The sequence below is a fragment of the Cupriavidus sp. 10L45 genome, assembly GCF_056395225.1.
The window spans coordinates 36,409-51,911 of sequence record NZ_JBFTJC010000001.1 but is presented as its reverse complement, the minus strand read 5'-3'; the positions used below and the strand labels follow the sequence as shown (position 1 = coordinate 51,911).

Below are 15,503 nucleotides of genomic sequence, written 5' to 3'. Positions count from 1 at the left end.
CGGCGCGGAAACAGGGTCAAGGCGGCCGGTCCCGTGGCGGGCGATAATCGCACCCGCCCGCGAGGGGTGGCCGCCATCCCTTCAGGGTAGACGCAGCACGGCCTGACTGCCGCTCACACCGGGGCGTACCTCCAGCCGCACATCGATGCGCTCGCGCAACTCGGTCACGTGCGAAATGATGCCGACCAGCCGGCCCGCCTGCTGGAGGTCCAGCAGCGTGCGGATCGCAAAATCGAGGCTTTCCGGGTCCAGCGTGCCGAAACCTTCGTCCACGAACAGCGTGTCGAGCTGGATGCCGCCGGCGCGCGACTGCACCACATCGGCCAGCCCCAGCGCCAGCGACAGCGAGGCCAGGAACCCCTCCCCCCCAGACAGCGTATTGGCGGGCCGCGCGCTGCCGGTGTCATGGTCGAACACTTCGAGATCGAGCCCGCCCGCCACGCGCTGGTCGCCCTGCTCGCGCACGCGCTGCAAGGCGTAGCGGCCCCGGCTCATGCGCATCAGCCGCAGCGACGCCGCCTCGAGCACCTCGTCCAGCAGGGTCGCCAGCACAAAGCGCTGGAACGTCATGCGGCGCGGATTGTTGCCGTTGGCCACCTCCGAGAGCCGGCCCAGCACGGCGTAGCGCGCCTCCACATCGCGGCTGTCCTCGGCCAGCGCATCGAGCAGGGCCTGGCATTGCAGCAGCGCGTCGCGCGCGGCGGCGAGTTCGGTGCGCTGGCGGATGGCATCCTCCAACTGCACGGCCGCCGTGTCACGCGCAGCCAGCAGCGCGGGCAGGTCCGGCGCGGCGATGGCCTGGGCGATGGCGGCGGTGCGCGCGCGGTGCTCGGCAGCGGTGGCCAGATCGATATCGAAACGGCGCACGGCTTCGTCGAGTGTGGCGATGGCGTCCGGCGCGAGCGTGGCGGCGGCATAGGCCGTGACATCGGCGAACCCGGCCTGCGCCAGCGCATCGGCCAACTCGGTGTCGCACTGGACCGTACGCGCGTCGGCCTGGGCCACGTGCTGCTGGGCCGATGCCAGCGCGGCCTGGCTGCCGGAGAGCGTCGCCGCTGCCTGCCGGTCCGCAGCCTGTGCCACTTCCAACGCCGCTTCCAGCGCGCCGGCATGGCGGCGGGCCGCTTCGAGCGATGTGGCGATCACATCGGGATCGCGCGATTCGGCTGGCACCTGCGCGCTGGCGGCTTGCCATTCGCCCTCGCGCTTGGCCTGATCCTGCGCGGCGGCGCGCGCCTGCGCATCGGCGGCGCTGGCGGCAGCCTCGCTGGTGGCGAGCGCCGCCCGGCCCTGCGTGGCCGCCGCTTCCAGTTCCTGCGCTCGGCGCGCTGCCGCCTCCGCCTGCGTCACGGCGGCGGACAGTGCAGCCACGTCGGCCTCCAGCCGGCGCGCGCCGTCTTCCGAACCATCGTCGATCGATTCAGCGATATCGGCCAGCCGCTGCTCGGCCTGCGCCACATCCGCATCGGCCTTCTGGCGTGCCGCCGTGGCCTCGGCGAGTGCCTCGTCGGCACGCTGGAGCGCGGCGCGGCTCGCGTCGAGGTCGTCATCGGTCACCAGCGCCAGCACCTGCTGCGCCAGCGCCGGGTGATCGGTGCCGCCGCACACCGGGCAGGCATCGCCACGATGCAGCCCGGCAGCCAGCCGCGCGGCCTGTCCCACGCGCCAGGCGGCTTCCGACTGCGCCAGCGCGGCCCGCGCGGTGTCGCGTGCGGCGGTGGCCCGGGTCCATTGCGTCTGGGCAGCCGTCTGCGCCGCGCGCAGCGGCGGCAGGGCAACTTCCACCTGTCGATATTTGCCGATGCGCGCCAGGCGCTCGCGCGCGTTGTCGCGCTGCAGCCGCGTGACGTCGAGCGGGGCCGCCGTGGCGCGCGCCCGCGCCAGCGCCTCGTCCAGCGCCTGCTGGCGCTTGGTGCCGGCATCCAGCGCCGCCACAGCCTTGGCGTGCGCCGCCTGCGCGTGGGTCAGGGTGGCATTGGCCTGCGCCAGCGCGTGTTGCAGCAGGCCAAGCTGCCGCGCACGCGGCAGCAGGTCTTCCAGCGTCCTCGCGCTCCGCTGCGCCGCCTGCCGTTCCTCGGCGCGGGCCAGTTCGGCACGCAGGGCGACGGTGGCGGCATCCGCCTCGAGCCGGGCGCGCGCGGCGGCGGCCTCGGCCCGGGCCAGCGCCTCGCGGGAGGCGCCCTGCTCGCGGCGCGCCGCCTCAGCATTGCGCGCCACCGGGGTCATGTGCGCCGCGCGCTGGGCGGCCCGCAGCCGGGCGCGCTCCAGATCCATGGCCGGCGTACGGGCGCTCAGGCGCGCGTGCGTGGCCTCGGCCTCCTGCCACGCCGTGCGCTGCGCCTGTTCCATCTCGCCCTTGCGCAGCGACGCCTGCGCCGCTTCGCTCGCGGCGCGCGCCAGCGCTTCACGCTGCTGCAAGCCCAGCAGCGCCTCCTGCTGCGTGGCGATGCGCTCCGCGAGCGCCTCCGTCGACGGCAGCGTGTACTGCTCCAGCAGCGTGCGGCGGCGCAGCCCGATCTCGTCGGCCTCGCGCCGGATGCCTGCCGCCTGATCCTTGAGGTGCTCCTCCACGCGGCGATACAGCTCGGTACGGAACAGCCGCTCCAGAATCGCCTGCCGCGCGCGCGAGTCAGCCGTCAGCAGTTCGCGGAAGCGCCCCTGCGGCAGCACGATCACCTGCCGGAACTGCGCGCTGTCGAAGCCGAGCAGGTCGCGCACGGCATCGCCCACGCGGTTCGGCTGGGTCGCCTTGCTCCGCCAGCCGTCGTCCATCATCACGTCGAGCTGCGCCTTGGCGGCCTCCTTGACGAAGCCGCCGGCCGCGCGCTGGCTCGGCCGGTCCTGCGTGGGCGAGCGCGTGACCCGGTAGCGCGTGGCGCCCAGGCAGAATTCCAGCGTGACTTCGGTACGCAGCGCCGGATCGGCGTTGGCGCTGCGCATGTCCTGCGGGTTGCGCTCGCCGCCCGAGGTGTCGCCGTACAGCGCGAAGCAGATCGCGTCGAGCAGCGTGGTCTTGCCGGCGCCCGTGGGGCCGTGGATCAGGAAGAACGCCTGATCGCCCAGCTTTGTGAAGTCGATGGTCTCCGTGGCCGCGAACGGGCCGAATGCCTGGAGCGTCAGGTGCAGCGGTTTCATGCCGATTCCCTTTCCGCCGCGGCCATGTCGGCCAGCAGGTCGTCCAGCGTCCGGCGCTGATCGCCGTCAAGATCCGCGTCCGCTACCTCGCGGAAGAAGTTGGCGAACAGCGTGCCCGTATCGAGTTCCCGCAACTGCCGCCCCGCCGCGCTGGCCTGCCCGGTGCGCGCCAGCACCGTGCGCTCCATCGCCAGCGCATTCGGGTAGACCTGGCGCAGCCGCGCCATCGGGTCCAGCAGCGCGCCGGTATCGGACAGCACTGCATAGATATAGTCGTCGCGGCGCGGGTCGTCCATGCCCTGCGCCAGCAGCGTGGCCAGTTCGCCCTGGAGCACGCGCAGGTCGCGCAGCGGCTGGAGGGCGATCGGCTCGATCGTCACCTGCCCGGCGCCGTCTATCTCCACCAGCGACACCGACTTCATGTGCTCGGTTTCCGACAGCGAGTACTTGAGCAGCGAGCCCGAGTAGTGCACCCGCTCGCCGATGGTCTGGGGCCGGTGCAGGTGACCGAGCGCGACGAAATCGAAGCCGGCGAACACCTCCGCCGCCACCGCCCCGCTGCCGCCGACGGAAAGCGGCCGCTCCGACTCGCTCACCGTCCCGCCCACCACGAAGGCGTGGGCCACCGCCACGGCGCGCACACCGGCCGGATGGGTGGCGCGGATGGCCGCCAGCTGTGCCTGAAGCGCCGCTTCGTGGCTGGGCAGGTCCAGCCCGAGCGCATCGCGCACGGCGGCCGGCTCCGCGTAGGGCAGCGCATAGATGCGCACTTCGCCGTCGGCGTCGTGCAGCGTCACGCAACTGGCCTGCGGCCCGGTGCGCCCCGCCACGTGCAGCCCCTGCGCGGCCATCAGGCGAGCGCCGAAGCCGAGCCGGTGCGCGCTGTCGTGATTGCCGGCGATCATCACCACGGGCACGCCCGCCTCCACGACGATGCGCGCCAGCACGTCGTCCAGCAGCGCCACGGCCTCGGGCGGTGGCACGGCGCGGTCGTAGACATCGCCCGCGATCAGCACGGCGTCTGGCCGTACGTCACGGACCAGCGCGACGAACTGGTCGAGCACATGAGCCTGGTCTTCGAGCAGGCTGCGGGCGTGGAACAGCCGACCAAGATGCCAGTCGGCGGTGTGGAGAAAACGCAATCTGAATCCTTCGGCGCCGTGGCGCGAGAAGCACGGCCGGGCCGCGCGGTCCCGCATCATAACGTTGCAGCCCCCGGCGCCGCATCCCCCTGTATCCCCTCCCCTGTGTGGTCGCTGCCTCAGGCCGGCTCCGCTTCGCTGTCGGCGATCTGGTACTTGCGCATCTTCTCCCACAGCACCTTGCGGCTGATGCCGAGGCAGGCGGCGGTGTCCTGCCGGCGCCAGCCGTTGGCGTCCAGCGCCGCGATGATGCGGCGGCGCTCCTCGGCGTCGCCACGCGGGTCGGCGCGCTCGGTGCCGTCGAAGGCACCCGGGCGCAGCGCGCGGAACAGCGGGCGGATGCGTTCCTCGTCCCAATGGCCGCACTGCTGCACGGTGATGCCGATCCGCTCGGCCAGGTTGCGCAGCTCCCGCACATTGCCGATGAAGAACGCCGTGCCTACGGCGCCGCGCAGCCAGTCCGGCAGCGGCGGCAGGGCGTCGAAGCCGGCCGGGCCGAGCATATGGCGCAGGAAGGACACCAGCAGGCCCACCTTGTCCGCCGCGCCACGGTCCTCCAGGCTGGGGATGCGCAGCTCGATCACGGCCAGCCGGAAATAGAGGTCGGCGCGGAAGCGGCCCTGGCTCACCGCCTCGCGCAGGTCCTTGTTGGTGGCCGCCACGAGCCGGAAGTCCAGCTTCACCGGCATGGTCGATCCCAGCCGCGTCAGCGCGTTTTCCTCCAGCACCCGCAGCAGCTTGACCTGCTGGAACAGCGGCAAATCGCCGATTTCATCGAGGAACAGCGTGCCGCCGGTGGCCTGCTCGAAGTAGCCCCGGTGGGCGAACATCGCCCCCGTGAACGCGCCCTTGGCGTGGCCGAAGAACTGGGACTCGAACAGCCCGTCCGGAATCGCCCCGCAGTTCACGGCGACGAACGGCCCCTTGCCGTAGCGGGTATTGCGCTCGTGGAACAGCCGCGCGATGCGCTCCTTGCCGGCGCCAGTCTCGCCGTACAGCATCACGTTGCTGCCGAAGTCCGCGTAGGTGTCGACGTGCGACATCAGCTGCAGCATGGCCGGCGAGCCGGCGACGAGGTCGGCCACGTCCGGGCCGGTAGCGGCGGCGGCCAGCAGTTGCGGCATCAGCTTGCCGATCTGCGTGCGCAGGTCGGCGCCGGTGAAGTCGTGCGGCAGGATGTGCGCGTACTCGGGCGGAAAGCGGCCGGGGTCGACTTCCCGGTCCGGCGCGCCCACCCAGATCACCGGCATGCCGTGCGCGGCCTCCCAGTCGAGCGTGAACTTGGCCGCGCCGATGGCCGAGGCGCTGATGACAGCGATGCACGGCTTCACGCGCGGCTCGGCGGGCAGCGCGTCCAGCGCGCCGGCGCGGATCACCTCCACGCCCAGCGGCGTCAGGAAGCGCGCCACGCGGTCGGCAATCTCGTATTTGCCTTCCCAGACATAGACTTCCAGGGTCTCGTAGGCCCAGCGGTCGGCTTTCATGATGGTTCGCTTCAGTAGACCTTCAGTAGACCAGTTCGGCGTTGTTGCAATCGACCCCGTTCAGCCACAGGTCGGCATTGCCGAGCCGGATGCCGAGCGTGGACGTCAGCGGGATAAGCAGGGCGTCCAGCAGGCCCGCGATGGGAGGCAGCAGGGCATCGAGCAAGGCCCCGACGTTCAGCGGGATGCCCAGCACGCCAAGGCCCACCGTCACATCGGGGTTGAGGTTGCGGACCATGTCCGTGATGGCGCGGGACAACGGCTTGGTCGATGACGTGGTGGCGCTGCCGCCCGGCGCCAGCACCACGTCGTTGAGCGGGTTCATCGGCGTGACATCCGGCTTGGGATTGGCGACGACCCTGGTCGACAGCACGCCGGCAAGCACCTTCACCGAGGCCAGCTCCACCACCGTCGCCGCCGGCGCGCACTGCGGCTTCGCCCCATCGGCCACGCAGGTGGTCAGCACGTCCGGGATCACGTTGACCGTGGCGCGCCGCTGCGCCGGGTTGGCCGCGCACTGGACGTTGGTCAGGTCGCCCCGCGCCTGCCCCACGCGCACCCAGACCGGCAGGTTGACGTCTGCGCTGGCCAGCCCCAGCACGGGCAGATTGGCCTTCACCGCCAGCCACAGCCCCAGTTGCGCCGTGGTGGCCGTGGTCTGCCACGTGCCGCCGGGCAACTGCCGCGCCGGCCCCACCGCCACCTGCGGCGGCTGCACGATATAGAGCTTGCCGCCCACCGAGCCGAGGCCGACGTTGACCGAGATCTTGTCCAGGTCGATCGCACTGGTCCCGCGCGCCACGTAGGCCGCCGTGGTCAGCAGCGAGGCCACGTTCACGGCCACCTCCGCCGCCGACGAGGCCGCCGGCGTGAGCACGCCCAGATCGAGCATCTTCGCCAGCGTCACCGTGGTGCCAATCCCGCTCACCCCCAGCTGCGTCACCGGGCTGCCAAGCGCCGCGTTTAGCAGCGCGCTCTTGCCCGCCGCACCGAGCACCAGCGCGTAGAACTGCTGGATCGACAGCGTGGCGTTGAGCAGCTGGTCGATGGTGCCCACGCCGGCTTGCAGGCGAAGCTGCTCCAGCGTGACATTGGCGCCGACCAGCCCGCTCCAGTCCAGCACGGACAGGGTCACCGTGTTGCCGAGCAGCAGGCCGAGCATGCCGCTGGCCGTGGAGACGTCGAGCACGCCGCTGCCGAGCGTGAACGACGCCACGGGCGGGCTGCCGGCCGCGATGGCCTCCGCGCGCAACTGCCGGGATGCCGTGCCAGGCAGCACGAACAGCACCGGCACCGTGTAGGTGGCCTGCACGCGCACCGCGTTGGGCGAGACGGTGGCGGCCGGATAGGCGGCGTTGAAGTGGCGCACGCTGTCGCCGTTGGCCGGGTTGGCCGGGTCCCACAGGCCCAGGCAAGCGCGCAGGCCATCGGCGCCGCCGCCGGCCACATCGGCGCAATTGGCGCTCACGCCCGACGCATAGCCGTTCTGCGCCGCCGCCGCCGTCACGCTGCCGAGCACGCTGGCCGTGGTGGTGGGCAGGTCGGCGGCCCGCTTGAGTTGCTGCGCGCCCGAGAGCGCGGCCAGATCGACCATCTTCTGCAACTGGCGCTGGCTGTAGAACACATGGCCGACGTCGATCGACACCAGCGCGGCTACGCCGACCGTGGCGATCAGCAGCGCCGCCATCAGGCTGACGGCGCCGCGCGCGTGGCGATGGGCTCGGAGCGGACGCATGGCCGTGGCCTTACTGCCCGTTTGGCACGGCGGGCGTACCGCTGCCGGCGCCGCCGCGCAGTGGGCTGCCGGTGGCCTGGCTGGTGAAAAACTCCGGCAGCTCGTAGCGGAAGCTGCGCATATATCGCTCATAGCCGATGGCGGCCTGCTCGCCGCCGAGCGGGATCGCCGCGCCGGCCTGCGAGCCGTTGCGCTGGATCTCCAACAGCGTGCGCGTCTGCTGGCCGACCGGGAGTTGGGCGGTCGTTGGCTGGGGGTCGGCGGGCTGGGCCGATACCGGCGCGGCGATCAGCAGCGCCAGCAGCGCCACGACACTGGAAAATCGACGGATGGTCATTGTGCGGCTCCTGAAGCAGCGATGGCGATGGCGTTGGCCGGGGCCAGCAGCGCCAGCGGCTTGGTGGCGGGCGTGCGCTCGCGGGCCAGCGCCGCGCGGGCGACTCGGTCGCCTTCCTTGCGGATGGCGGTCCGCGTGGTCTCGGGCATGGCGGCCCGCTGCATCATCGCGTTGGCCTCGGCGCGCTTGCCGCTCGCCCACAGCCATACCGCCGCATTGCTGACGATGCGGGGGTTGCTGCCGTCCAGCTGCAGCGCCTGCATCACCGGAATGCGCGCGTCCTGCAGCGCGCCGCCGCGCATCAGCGCGTAGCCGAGGTCGTTGGCCACCTGCGGGTTCACCGGATCGAGCGTGGCGGCCTGCCGCAGCGAAACGGCGGCGCGCACGAAATCGCCCTGCCGTCCCAGCACCAGTCCGATGCCGTGATGCGCGGCGGCGGCGCGGTCGGTACTCAGCAGCTCGCGGTAGGCGGCCAGCGCCGCGTCGTCCTGGCCGGTCTCGCGCAGCGCGGCGGCGCGCATCAACTGCACGCCCGGCTGGGTGCCGAAACGCTGCTGGAACGCGTCGATATGCGCCAGCGAGGCGAAGTACAGCCCCTCCTGCTGCATCCGGGCGATCAGGCCGAGATAGACGGCCTGGTCGTTGTACTCGGCACGCGCCTCCTTGTCGCGCAGCTTGGCCAGCGCGATCTGCGCCTCCGCCTGCTGCGCCAGCGCCTCGGCGCTCTGCTGGCTCTGGCTCGCGCAGCCCGCCAGCAGCAGTGTCACGACCATGGCGATCATCGGTTTCGTCATTCAGTGCCCTCCGTTCATGCGCGCCAGCATGCGAATCACGCCCAGGAAGCCCGGGCCGGCGGTGAGGATCAGCAGCACCGGCAGCAGGCTGACCACCATCACGCCGGTCATCTTCACCGTGAGCCGGCCGATCTTGTCCTTCATGCGCGCCTTGCGCGCGGTCTGCAGCCGCTCGCCGAACTGGCGCAGCGGCTCCTGCACCGCCCCGCCGTGGCGGTCCACCTGCGTCAGCAGCGTGATCAGGCCCTTGAGGTCTTCATCGTCGAACAGCTTGCCGATGCGCTGCAGCGTCTGCTCGCGCGAGCGGCCCGAGGCGAACTGCTGGTTCGCGCGCTGCAACTCGGGGCCGAGCACGTGCAGCATGCTGCCGAACTCGACCACGATGATCTGGAGGCTCTGGTCGATGGACAGCCCCACGCCCTGCAGGAGCCGCAGCATGTCGATCAGCACCGGCAGTTCGTCCGCCACCCGCGCCAGCCGCTGCTTCGCGCGGCGGCGCAGGGCCAGCTTGGGCAGCAGGAAGCCCACCGCGAAGGTGACGAAGCCCCAGCCGATGGCCCCCGCCAGCGACACCGGCAGCCGCCAGGCGAAGACCGCCATCGCCAGCGCAACGGGCACCGCCACGCGCAGCCCGCCAAACACTGCGCGCGGACGCACGCCGTAGTAGCCGCACTGCTCCAGCAGCCGCTGTTCCTCGGCGGTGATCACGGCGCGGCCCAGCTTCGAGCTGAGCCAGATCTCGCCGAAGCGTGCGCCCGGCGTAGCGGGATCGGGCGATGCGGCAGGCGCTGTCGCGGGCGCGGCGGCCGGTGGCGAAGCTGGCGTGGCCGCTGCGCGTGCCGCCTGCCGGTCCAGCGCGGCGTCCAGCGTGCGCGTGGTGGCGCGGCGCTGGCGCCATTGCCGCACCAGCGGCCACGCGAGCAGCCCCGCCGCCCCGGCGGCGGCCAGCAGGCTCATCGAGAGCAGGGTCGTCATGTCGATCGTCATGCCCATGCGCGCGCCCTCATATCGACTTGGCCAGCCGATACAGCAGGAGGGCGCCGACCACCTCCAGCCCCAGCGCGGTCAGCAGCATCGCCTTGCCCATCGGGTCGCGCCACATCAGCAGGATGTAGCCGGCGTTCATCACGAACAGGCCGCCGGCCACCACCAGCGGCAGCAGTCCCAGCACCCACGCCGACAGCCGCGTCTCCGCCGACAGCGCCATCAGCTCGCGCTGCGCTTCCTCGCGGTCGCGCATGAAGGTGGCGGTGCGCTCCATCACCACATCGGCCCGGCCGCCGTAGCGCACGGACAGGCGCAGCACCGACGACACGATCACCAGTTCGGACAGGTCATAGGCGCGGCCCACCATCAGCACCGCCTGATCGAGTTCCTTGCCGGCGCGCTGGAGGTGGATGGCCTGCACCAGGCACTGGCGCAGCGGCGCCTCGGTGTTCGCCACGGAGTTCTGGAAGGCGGCCGGCACGCTGCTGCCGATGGTCATCAGCCGCACCACGCCATCGAGAAAGCCCGGCAACTGGCGCAGCATCTTCTCGCGCACGCGCCGGATGCGCACCCAGAGCAGGAAAGCCGCCAGCGCCACGCCAGTCACCAACATGGCGCCCGCGCCCACCGCACCGCCGATCAGGCCGCCGAACAGCACCAGCGTGGCCACCGGGGTGCCCCAGCGCAGCGCCGTGGCGCGGGTCGGCGCGAGGTCGGCGCGGCGCAGCAGGTCGGTCCCGCGGCGGCGCAGGTCGCGCGCGCCGGCTTGCGGGGCCGGGTCGGCGGCGGTGGCGTAGCGCGCCCGCACCTGCTCGGTCTGGGCGGTGAGATGGGCGCGCGCGTGCTCCGCCTGCCCGCGCGCGCGGGCCGTGGCGAGCAGCAGCAGCCCGGTGCCGAGCAGCACCAGCGCGATGGAGGCGATGAGCAGGCCGGCGACCGCCATGTCAGAGATCGAACCGGTCATCGAGCCCGAAGTTCGCGGGCCGCATGCGCGCGAGCTTGGGCGAGTGCGGCAGGATGCCGAGCGACTGCCAGCGGTCGCCCTCGGTGCCGTCCGCGTTCTGCACCGGCTCGTGCCGGTAGAGTTCCTGCGTGGAGATGATGTTGTCGCCCAGGCCGGTCACCTCGGTAATCGACAGGATGCGGCGCTTGCCGCTCGACAGCCGCCCGATCTGCACGATGAAGTCGATGGCGTTGGCGATCTGCCGGCGCAGGCTCACCTCGCTGCCCTGGAAGCCGGCGAAGCCGGCCAGCATTTCCAGCCGGTACAGGCATTCGCGCGGGCTGCTGGCGTGGATCGTGCCCATCGAGCCATCGTGCCCGGTGCTCATGGCCTGGAGCATCTCCAGCACCTCGCCGCCGCGCACTTCGCCCACGATGATGCGGTCTGGCCGCATGCGCAGGCTGTTGCGCAGCAGGTCGCGGATGGTGACCGTGCCGGTCCCCTCGAAGCCGCCGGGCCGGCTCTCCAGCCGCACCACGTGCGGGTGGTTGAGCGCCAGCTCGGCGGTGTCCTCGATGGTGATCACACGCTCCGTGGCCGGCACGAAGGTGGCCAGCGCGTTGAGCAGCGAGGTCTTGCCCGAACTGGTGCCGCCGCTGACCAGGATGTTGCAGCGGGCGCGCACGGCGGCGTCCAGCAGCTCGCTGATCTCCGGGCTCATGGTGCCCAGCGCCTGCAGGTCGGCCGGCGTCAGCGGGTCCTTGCGGAACTTGCGGATGGACACCACCGGGCCTTCCAGCGCCAGCGGCGGGATGATCACGTTGATGCGCCCGCCGTCCGGCAGGCGCGCATCCACCATCGGATTGGACTCGTCCAGCCGCCGGCCAATCGGCGCCAGGATGCGGCGCACGATGCGCAGCAGGTGTCCGCCATCGGCAAAACGCACCGGAATCCGCTCCAGCACGCCGTGGCGCGACACGTAGACGTCCAGGTGCCCATTCACGAGGATGTCTTCCACGGCCGGGTCGTTGAGCAGGTCCTCGATGGGGCCGAAGCCGGCCAGCTCCTTGGTCAGCGCCTCGGCCATCTGGCGCAGCTCGGCCTCGTTGATCGGGATGCGGCGCAGCCGGGTGAAGCTCTCCAGCTCCAGGTCCACGAACCGATGAATCGCCGTGCGCGACCATCGGCCGAACTCGGCGCCGAGTTCCTCGATGCGCGTGAGCAGGTGCTCGTGCGCCGCCTCCTTGATCGTGTGGAACTCCTGCGAGACAGGAAACGGTGCGGCGGCGTTGTCCGAAAATTCGATCGCTTGGGTCATGTCAGTTCCAGCTTGATTCCAGCTTCCTGATCAGGTGCCGGTGCGGACGGCGCGCAGCGCCTCCGGCAGCCTGTCCTTCATCCGCGCCAGGATGCTGCGTGCCTCGCCCGGCGCGGCGGCGTAGCCCAGCCGCGCCATCAGCGTGCCCAGCGCGCGCACGTAGGGGTCTGCCGCGTCGTCGTCCGCCAGCACCGCGCCCCGGTTGGCCGCGCGCAGCAGCGCGCCGCGCCGTTCCGGCAGGGTGCCGACCGATGCCACACCCACCCGTTCGGCCACCTGCGCGGCGTCCACGCCCAGTTGCGGGTCGAAGCGGGACACCAGCAGGTGCAGGTCGTCCCGCTCGATCTCGCGCTTGCGCAGCTCCTGCACCAGCTCCACGGCGGAGACGATGGCGCCCACGCTCTGCTCGGTGACGATCACCACGGCATCGGCCGCCTTGACGATCTGGGCCATGAACTCGGCATTGGAGAAGCCGCCGAGGTCCACCACCTGGAGGTCGAAGAAGGCGCGCAGGCGGTCCAGCAGGGTCAGGGCCTCCGAGTACGAGACATCGCGCAGCTCGGACAGCGTGCCCGGCAGCGGCAACACGGACACGCCGTTGGCGTGGCGCGCCAGCGCGGTGCGCACGAACACCTGATCGAAGCGGCGCAGGTTGCGCACCGCCTCGGCGAAATGAAATTCGGGGGCGATATTGAGGTACAGCGCGCCGTCGCGCGCCGGCAGGCCGAGGTCGAGCAGCAGCACCTCGCTGGCGCCGCGCTGGCGCACCGCCGCCGCGAGGTTCACGGCGGCGCTGGTCACGCCCACGCCCTGACGCGCGCCCAGCATCGCCACCACCTTGCCGTGCCGCGCCGGCTCCACGGCGCGCACGTCGGTGCGCAGCGCGGCGCGCGGCACCATCAGCCGCTGCACGGCGCCCTTGGCCTGCGTGGTGGCGCCGTGCAGGTCGATAAAGTCCCGCACGCCGGCGCGCAGCGCGGCCAGCATGGTGTCCGGCTCGGTGGCGTGGCCCACGGCCACCAGCGGCACCTGCGGGAACAGGCGCGTCACCTGTTCGGCCAGGCGCGTCGAGGCTACCGCGTGCGGCGCCGTGAAATCGAGAAACACCAGTCCGGGCCGGAGCGCACTGATCTGGTCGGCAACCGCCTCCTGCGAGCTGGCCTCCACCACCAGCGTGCCGAGCCCCACCAGCGCGCCGGCCAGCCAGTGGCGCACGTCGTCGCGCGCGGTGTTGAGCAGGAAGACCTCGGTCTGGGCGTCCATGGTCTTACCTCGAGAAGCCGGGCAGCGTGGGGTCGGCGAACTCGCCGAGCATGAAGCGGCCCCAGACGTTGGGGTCGCTGCTGGTGCGGCCGTCGTCGCCACCCACGCCCGCCACCGCCGGCGCATCCTTGGCCAGCGGCTTCACCAGATGCGGCGTGACGACGATCATCAGCTCGCGGTCCTCCTGATGGAAGTTCAGGTTCTTGAAGAAGCTGCCGAGGATCGGCAGGTCGCCCAGAAACGGAATCTTGCTGACGTTGCTGACCGTGTTGCGGCTGACCAGCCCGCCGATGACGAAGCTCTCGCCATCGCCGAGCTCCACGGTGGTGTCCGCCCGGCGCGTGACGATGGCCGGCACCGACGCGCCGTTGATCTGGATGCCGCGCGAGGGGTCGAGGTCGCTGGCCTCGGGCGCCACCTTCAGCGCGATGCGCTGGCCGGACAGCACCGTCGGCGACACCGTCAGCCCGATGCCGAACGGCTTGAACTGGATGGTGGTAGTGCCCAGCGCCTGCGGCACCGGGATCGGGATCTCGCCGCCGGCCAGGAAGCTGGCGCTCTGCCCGGACAGCGCCACCAGGCTCGGCTCGGCCAGCACGCGCACCATGCCGTTGGCCTCCAGCAGGCTCAGGTTGGCGAAAATGCCCTTCGAGGCCGACGCGGCGATCAGGTTGAACGCGCTGCTGATCGGCGACACCATCTCGCCGGCCGTGCCCACGCCGGACGTGAAATCGACCTTGGTCAGCGACGACGGGCTGAACTGCGCGAACGTGAAGCCGCCCTTGTTGCGGATGAAGTTGAGGCCCACCTCCTTGAGCACGGTCTTGCTGATCTCCACCACCTTCACATCGACCTGCACCGTGCCCGAGACCGGCAGCGTGGAGCGATCGACGACCACGCCACCCGGCTTGCCGTCGGCTCCGCTTGCTGTCCCACCTACTGCGGCGCGGGCGGCCTGCTGGGCCCGGTACGCGGCGGCGGCGTCCGGCGACTGGCCGCTGATGGTGGCGCCGGCCGCCGAGACATCGACCTGCGCGCCATCGGCGTCGGCCGCCACGGCGTCCACCCGCACCGTGTAGCTGACCGGGGCGGCGTTGCGGGTCCAGAGCTTGAGGTCGGTGGCGCCGGGCTTCTTCGCCACCACGAGCACGCTGGGCGGGCCGTCGCGATGCTTGAGCAGCAGCGCGTCCGCCACGGCGGGGTTGCCCACCGCCACGCGCTCCAGCGGCTGGCCGGGGCGGATTTCCTGCTGCGCGCCGGCCAGCAGCCGCAGCGTGCGGGGGGCTGGCGGCGACTCCTGCGCCGGGGCGCGGGCGGGCAGCAGCGCCGCGCCGGCGGCCAGCGCGAGCGCCATCGCCAGAATCATCCTTCTATATAGATAGGCCTCGGGGCGTGCGAGGGCGCGGTAACGCGTGGGGGTGGGCATGCCGTGGGGTCCGTTATTCGATGTCTCGGCGGCCGGCGCGGATCATCTCCACGCCGCTTCGGGTGTCGTTCGATGCCGGCCGCGCCACGGCGGGGGCTGGCATGGAGGGGGCAATGGGTGCCACGGCCTGCGCCGCAGGCCGCACCGGCCCCGTGCCGACCAGCCTTGCCAGCGGCTCGGCGAGCAGGCCATCGCCTGGCATGGTCTCGTCCCTGGGGTTGCGCAGCGCCAGCGTCAGGCGTCCGGCCTGCTGCGCCATGACCAGCTTGCTGACCTGTTCCAGCGGCACCGAAAGCACCGCCGTCTTGGCGCCCTCGCGGCGGGCCATCATCTGCTCGCCGCCCTCGGCTCGCTTCGCCTCGTTGACCGCGCTGGCGCCGTAGGCCAGCACGCGCAGCCGGGAGAGCAGCATGCGCGCCTGGCTGTCGGCAATTTCCTGGCTGTCGCGGCGCAGGACGACGAAGACATCGACATAGTCGCCCGGCTGCACCTGATGGCCGACGCCGATCACCTCGTCCACCGCCACCGCCATGGCGCGCTGGCCCTCGGGCACCTGACGCGCCAGCCCGGCCAGCAACTGGCCTTCGAGCACGGGCACATTGGCGCCGAGCGCCACCACGGGCACCTGGCCGGTCACGCGCGCTACGTCCTGGTAGGCGCCGGTCGGGTCGATCGGCAGTTGCATGACCTTGAGCGCGTCGGCGGGCAGCGGCTTGCCGGCCTCCACCGCGCGCGTGGTGACCACCACGGCATGCATGGGCGCGGCGCCCTGCACCGGCTGCGGCACCGCGGCCTGACGCGCCACCTGCCAGGCCAGCAGCGCCAGCAGCGCCGCCAGCACCAGCAGCGCGACGGCCGCCATCCGTATCTGCCTGCTGTTCATGTGGGTGCTCCGGGTGTCATCGACATGGCTGGGTTCTCGGAATTCTTCTCGGCGAT

At 71.8% G+C, this 15,503-nt stretch carries 12 protein-coding genes; all 12 read right to left on the bottom strand.

Annotated elements, in window-relative coordinates; translation table 11 throughout:
• Positions 1–81: 81 nt before the first annotated feature.
• The 12 genes from AC1DFU_RS00260 to cpaB all read right to left on the bottom strand — a co-directional run bounded on the left by AC1DFU_RS00260 (position 82) and on the right by cpaB (position 15,447).
• Positions 82–3,135: an AAA family ATPase gene (locus tag AC1DFU_RS00260; protein ID WP_441592664.1), complete on the bottom strand. Its 3,054-nt coding sequence runs from the start codon at positions 3,133–3,135 to the stop codon at positions 82–84.
• Positions 3,132–4,277 carry an exonuclease SbcCD subunit D gene (locus AC1DFU_RS00255; RefSeq protein ID WP_092296244.1) on the bottom strand — a complete coding sequence of 382 codons (1,146 nt, stop codon included), beginning with the start codon at positions 4,275–4,277 and terminating at the stop codon, positions 3,132–3,134. The genes AC1DFU_RS00260 and AC1DFU_RS00255 overlap by 4 nt, the downstream gene beginning before the upstream one ends.
• 119 nt (positions 4,278–4,396) lie before the next feature.
• A complete protein-coding gene (locus tag AC1DFU_RS00250; RefSeq protein WP_092296006.1) occupies positions 4,397–5,761 on the bottom strand; it encodes a sigma 54-interacting transcriptional regulator in 1,365 nt (454 codons plus the stop codon).
• A gap of 22 nt (positions 5,762–5,783) precedes the next feature.
• Entirely contained in the window at positions 5,784–7,496 is a 1,713-nt protein-coding gene (locus AC1DFU_RS00245; RefSeq protein ID WP_441592665.1) for a TadG family pilus assembly protein, read from the bottom strand.
• A 10-nt stretch (positions 7,497–7,506) separates the two neighbouring features.
• A complete protein-coding gene (locus AC1DFU_RS00240) occupies positions 7,507–7,833 on the bottom strand; it encodes a DUF3613 domain-containing protein (protein ID WP_092296009.1) in 327 nt (108 codons plus the stop codon).
• Positions 7,830–8,627, bottom strand: coding sequence for a tetratricopeptide repeat protein (locus AC1DFU_RS00235; protein WP_255370857.1), 798 nt, complete (start codon positions 8,625–8,627; stop codon positions 7,830–7,832). Before AC1DFU_RS00235 ends, AC1DFU_RS00240 begins: the two co-directional genes overlap by 4 nt.
• Complete coding sequence (locus AC1DFU_RS00230; protein WP_441592684.1) at positions 8,628–9,608, bottom strand: type II secretion system F family protein; 981 nt, start codon at positions 9,606–9,608, stop codon at positions 8,628–8,630. It abuts the gene before it with no gap.
• A 22-nt stretch (positions 9,609–9,630) separates the two neighbouring features.
• A complete protein-coding gene (locus AC1DFU_RS00225) occupies positions 9,631–10,557 on the bottom strand; it encodes a type II secretion system F family protein (protein ID WP_441592666.1) in 927 nt (308 codons plus the stop codon).
• Position 10,558: 1 nt separating this feature from the next.
• A complete protein-coding gene (locus AC1DFU_RS00220) occupies positions 10,559–11,875 on the bottom strand; it encodes a TadA family conjugal transfer-associated ATPase (RefSeq protein ID WP_092296014.1) in 1,317 nt (438 codons plus the stop codon).
• Positions 11,876–11,905: 30 nt separating this feature from the next.
• On the bottom strand, positions 11,906–13,138 hold the full coding sequence (locus tag AC1DFU_RS00215) for a MinD/ParA family protein (protein WP_092296017.1): 1,233 nt from the start codon (positions 13,136–13,138) through the stop codon (positions 11,906–11,908).
• Between the two features lie 4 nt (positions 13,139–13,142).
• Positions 13,143–14,504 (bottom strand): type II and III secretion system protein family protein, encoded by a 1,362-nt coding sequence (locus AC1DFU_RS00210; RefSeq protein ID WP_369823445.1) that lies wholly within the window; start codon positions 14,502–14,504, stop codon positions 13,143–13,145.
• Positions 14,505–14,577: 73 nt separating this feature from the next.
• Positions 14,578–15,447, bottom strand: a complete 870-nt coding sequence (gene cpaB / locus AC1DFU_RS00205) for a Flp pilus assembly protein CpaB (protein WP_092296023.1) — start codon at positions 15,445–15,447, stop codon at positions 14,578–14,580.
• Positions 15,448–15,503 lie beyond the last annotated feature (56 nt).

Coding starts and splice junctions, on each gene's coding strand:
- AC1DFU_RS00250 (WP_092296006.1), bottom strand. CDS start 5,761: ATGAAAGCCGACCGCTGGGCCTACGAGACCCTGGAAGTCTATGTCTGG.
- AC1DFU_RS00210 (WP_369823445.1), bottom strand. CDS start 14,504: ATGATTCTGGCGATGGCGCTCGCGCTGGCCGCCGGCGCGGCGCTGCTG.
- AC1DFU_RS00225 (WP_441592666.1), bottom strand. CDS start 10,557: ATGGCGGTCGCCGGCCTGCTCATCGCCTCCATCGCGCTGGTGCTGCTC.
- AC1DFU_RS00220 (WP_092296014.1), bottom strand. CDS start 11,875: ATGACCCAAGCGATCGAATTTTCGGACAACGCCGCCGCACCGTTTCCT.
- AC1DFU_RS00260 (WP_441592664.1), bottom strand. CDS start 3,135: ATGAAACCGCTGCACCTGACGCTCCAGGCATTCGGCCCGTTCGCGGCC.
- AC1DFU_RS00215 (WP_092296017.1), bottom strand. CDS start 13,138: ATGGACGCCCAGACCGAGGTCTTCCTGCTCAACACCGCGCGCGACGAC.
- AC1DFU_RS00235 (WP_255370857.1), bottom strand. CDS start 8,627: ATGACGAAACCGATGATCGCCATGGTCGTGACACTGCTGCTGGCGGGC.
- cpaB (WP_092296023.1), bottom strand. CDS start 15,447: ATGAACAGCAGGCAGATACGGATGGCGGCCGTCGCGCTGCTGGTGCTG.
- AC1DFU_RS00240 (WP_092296009.1), bottom strand. CDS start 7,833: ATGACCATCCGTCGATTTTCCAGTGTCGTGGCGCTGCTGGCGCTGCTG.
- AC1DFU_RS00245 (WP_441592665.1), bottom strand. CDS start 7,496: ATGCGTCCGCTCCGAGCCCATCGCCACGCGCGCGGCGCCGTCAGCCTG.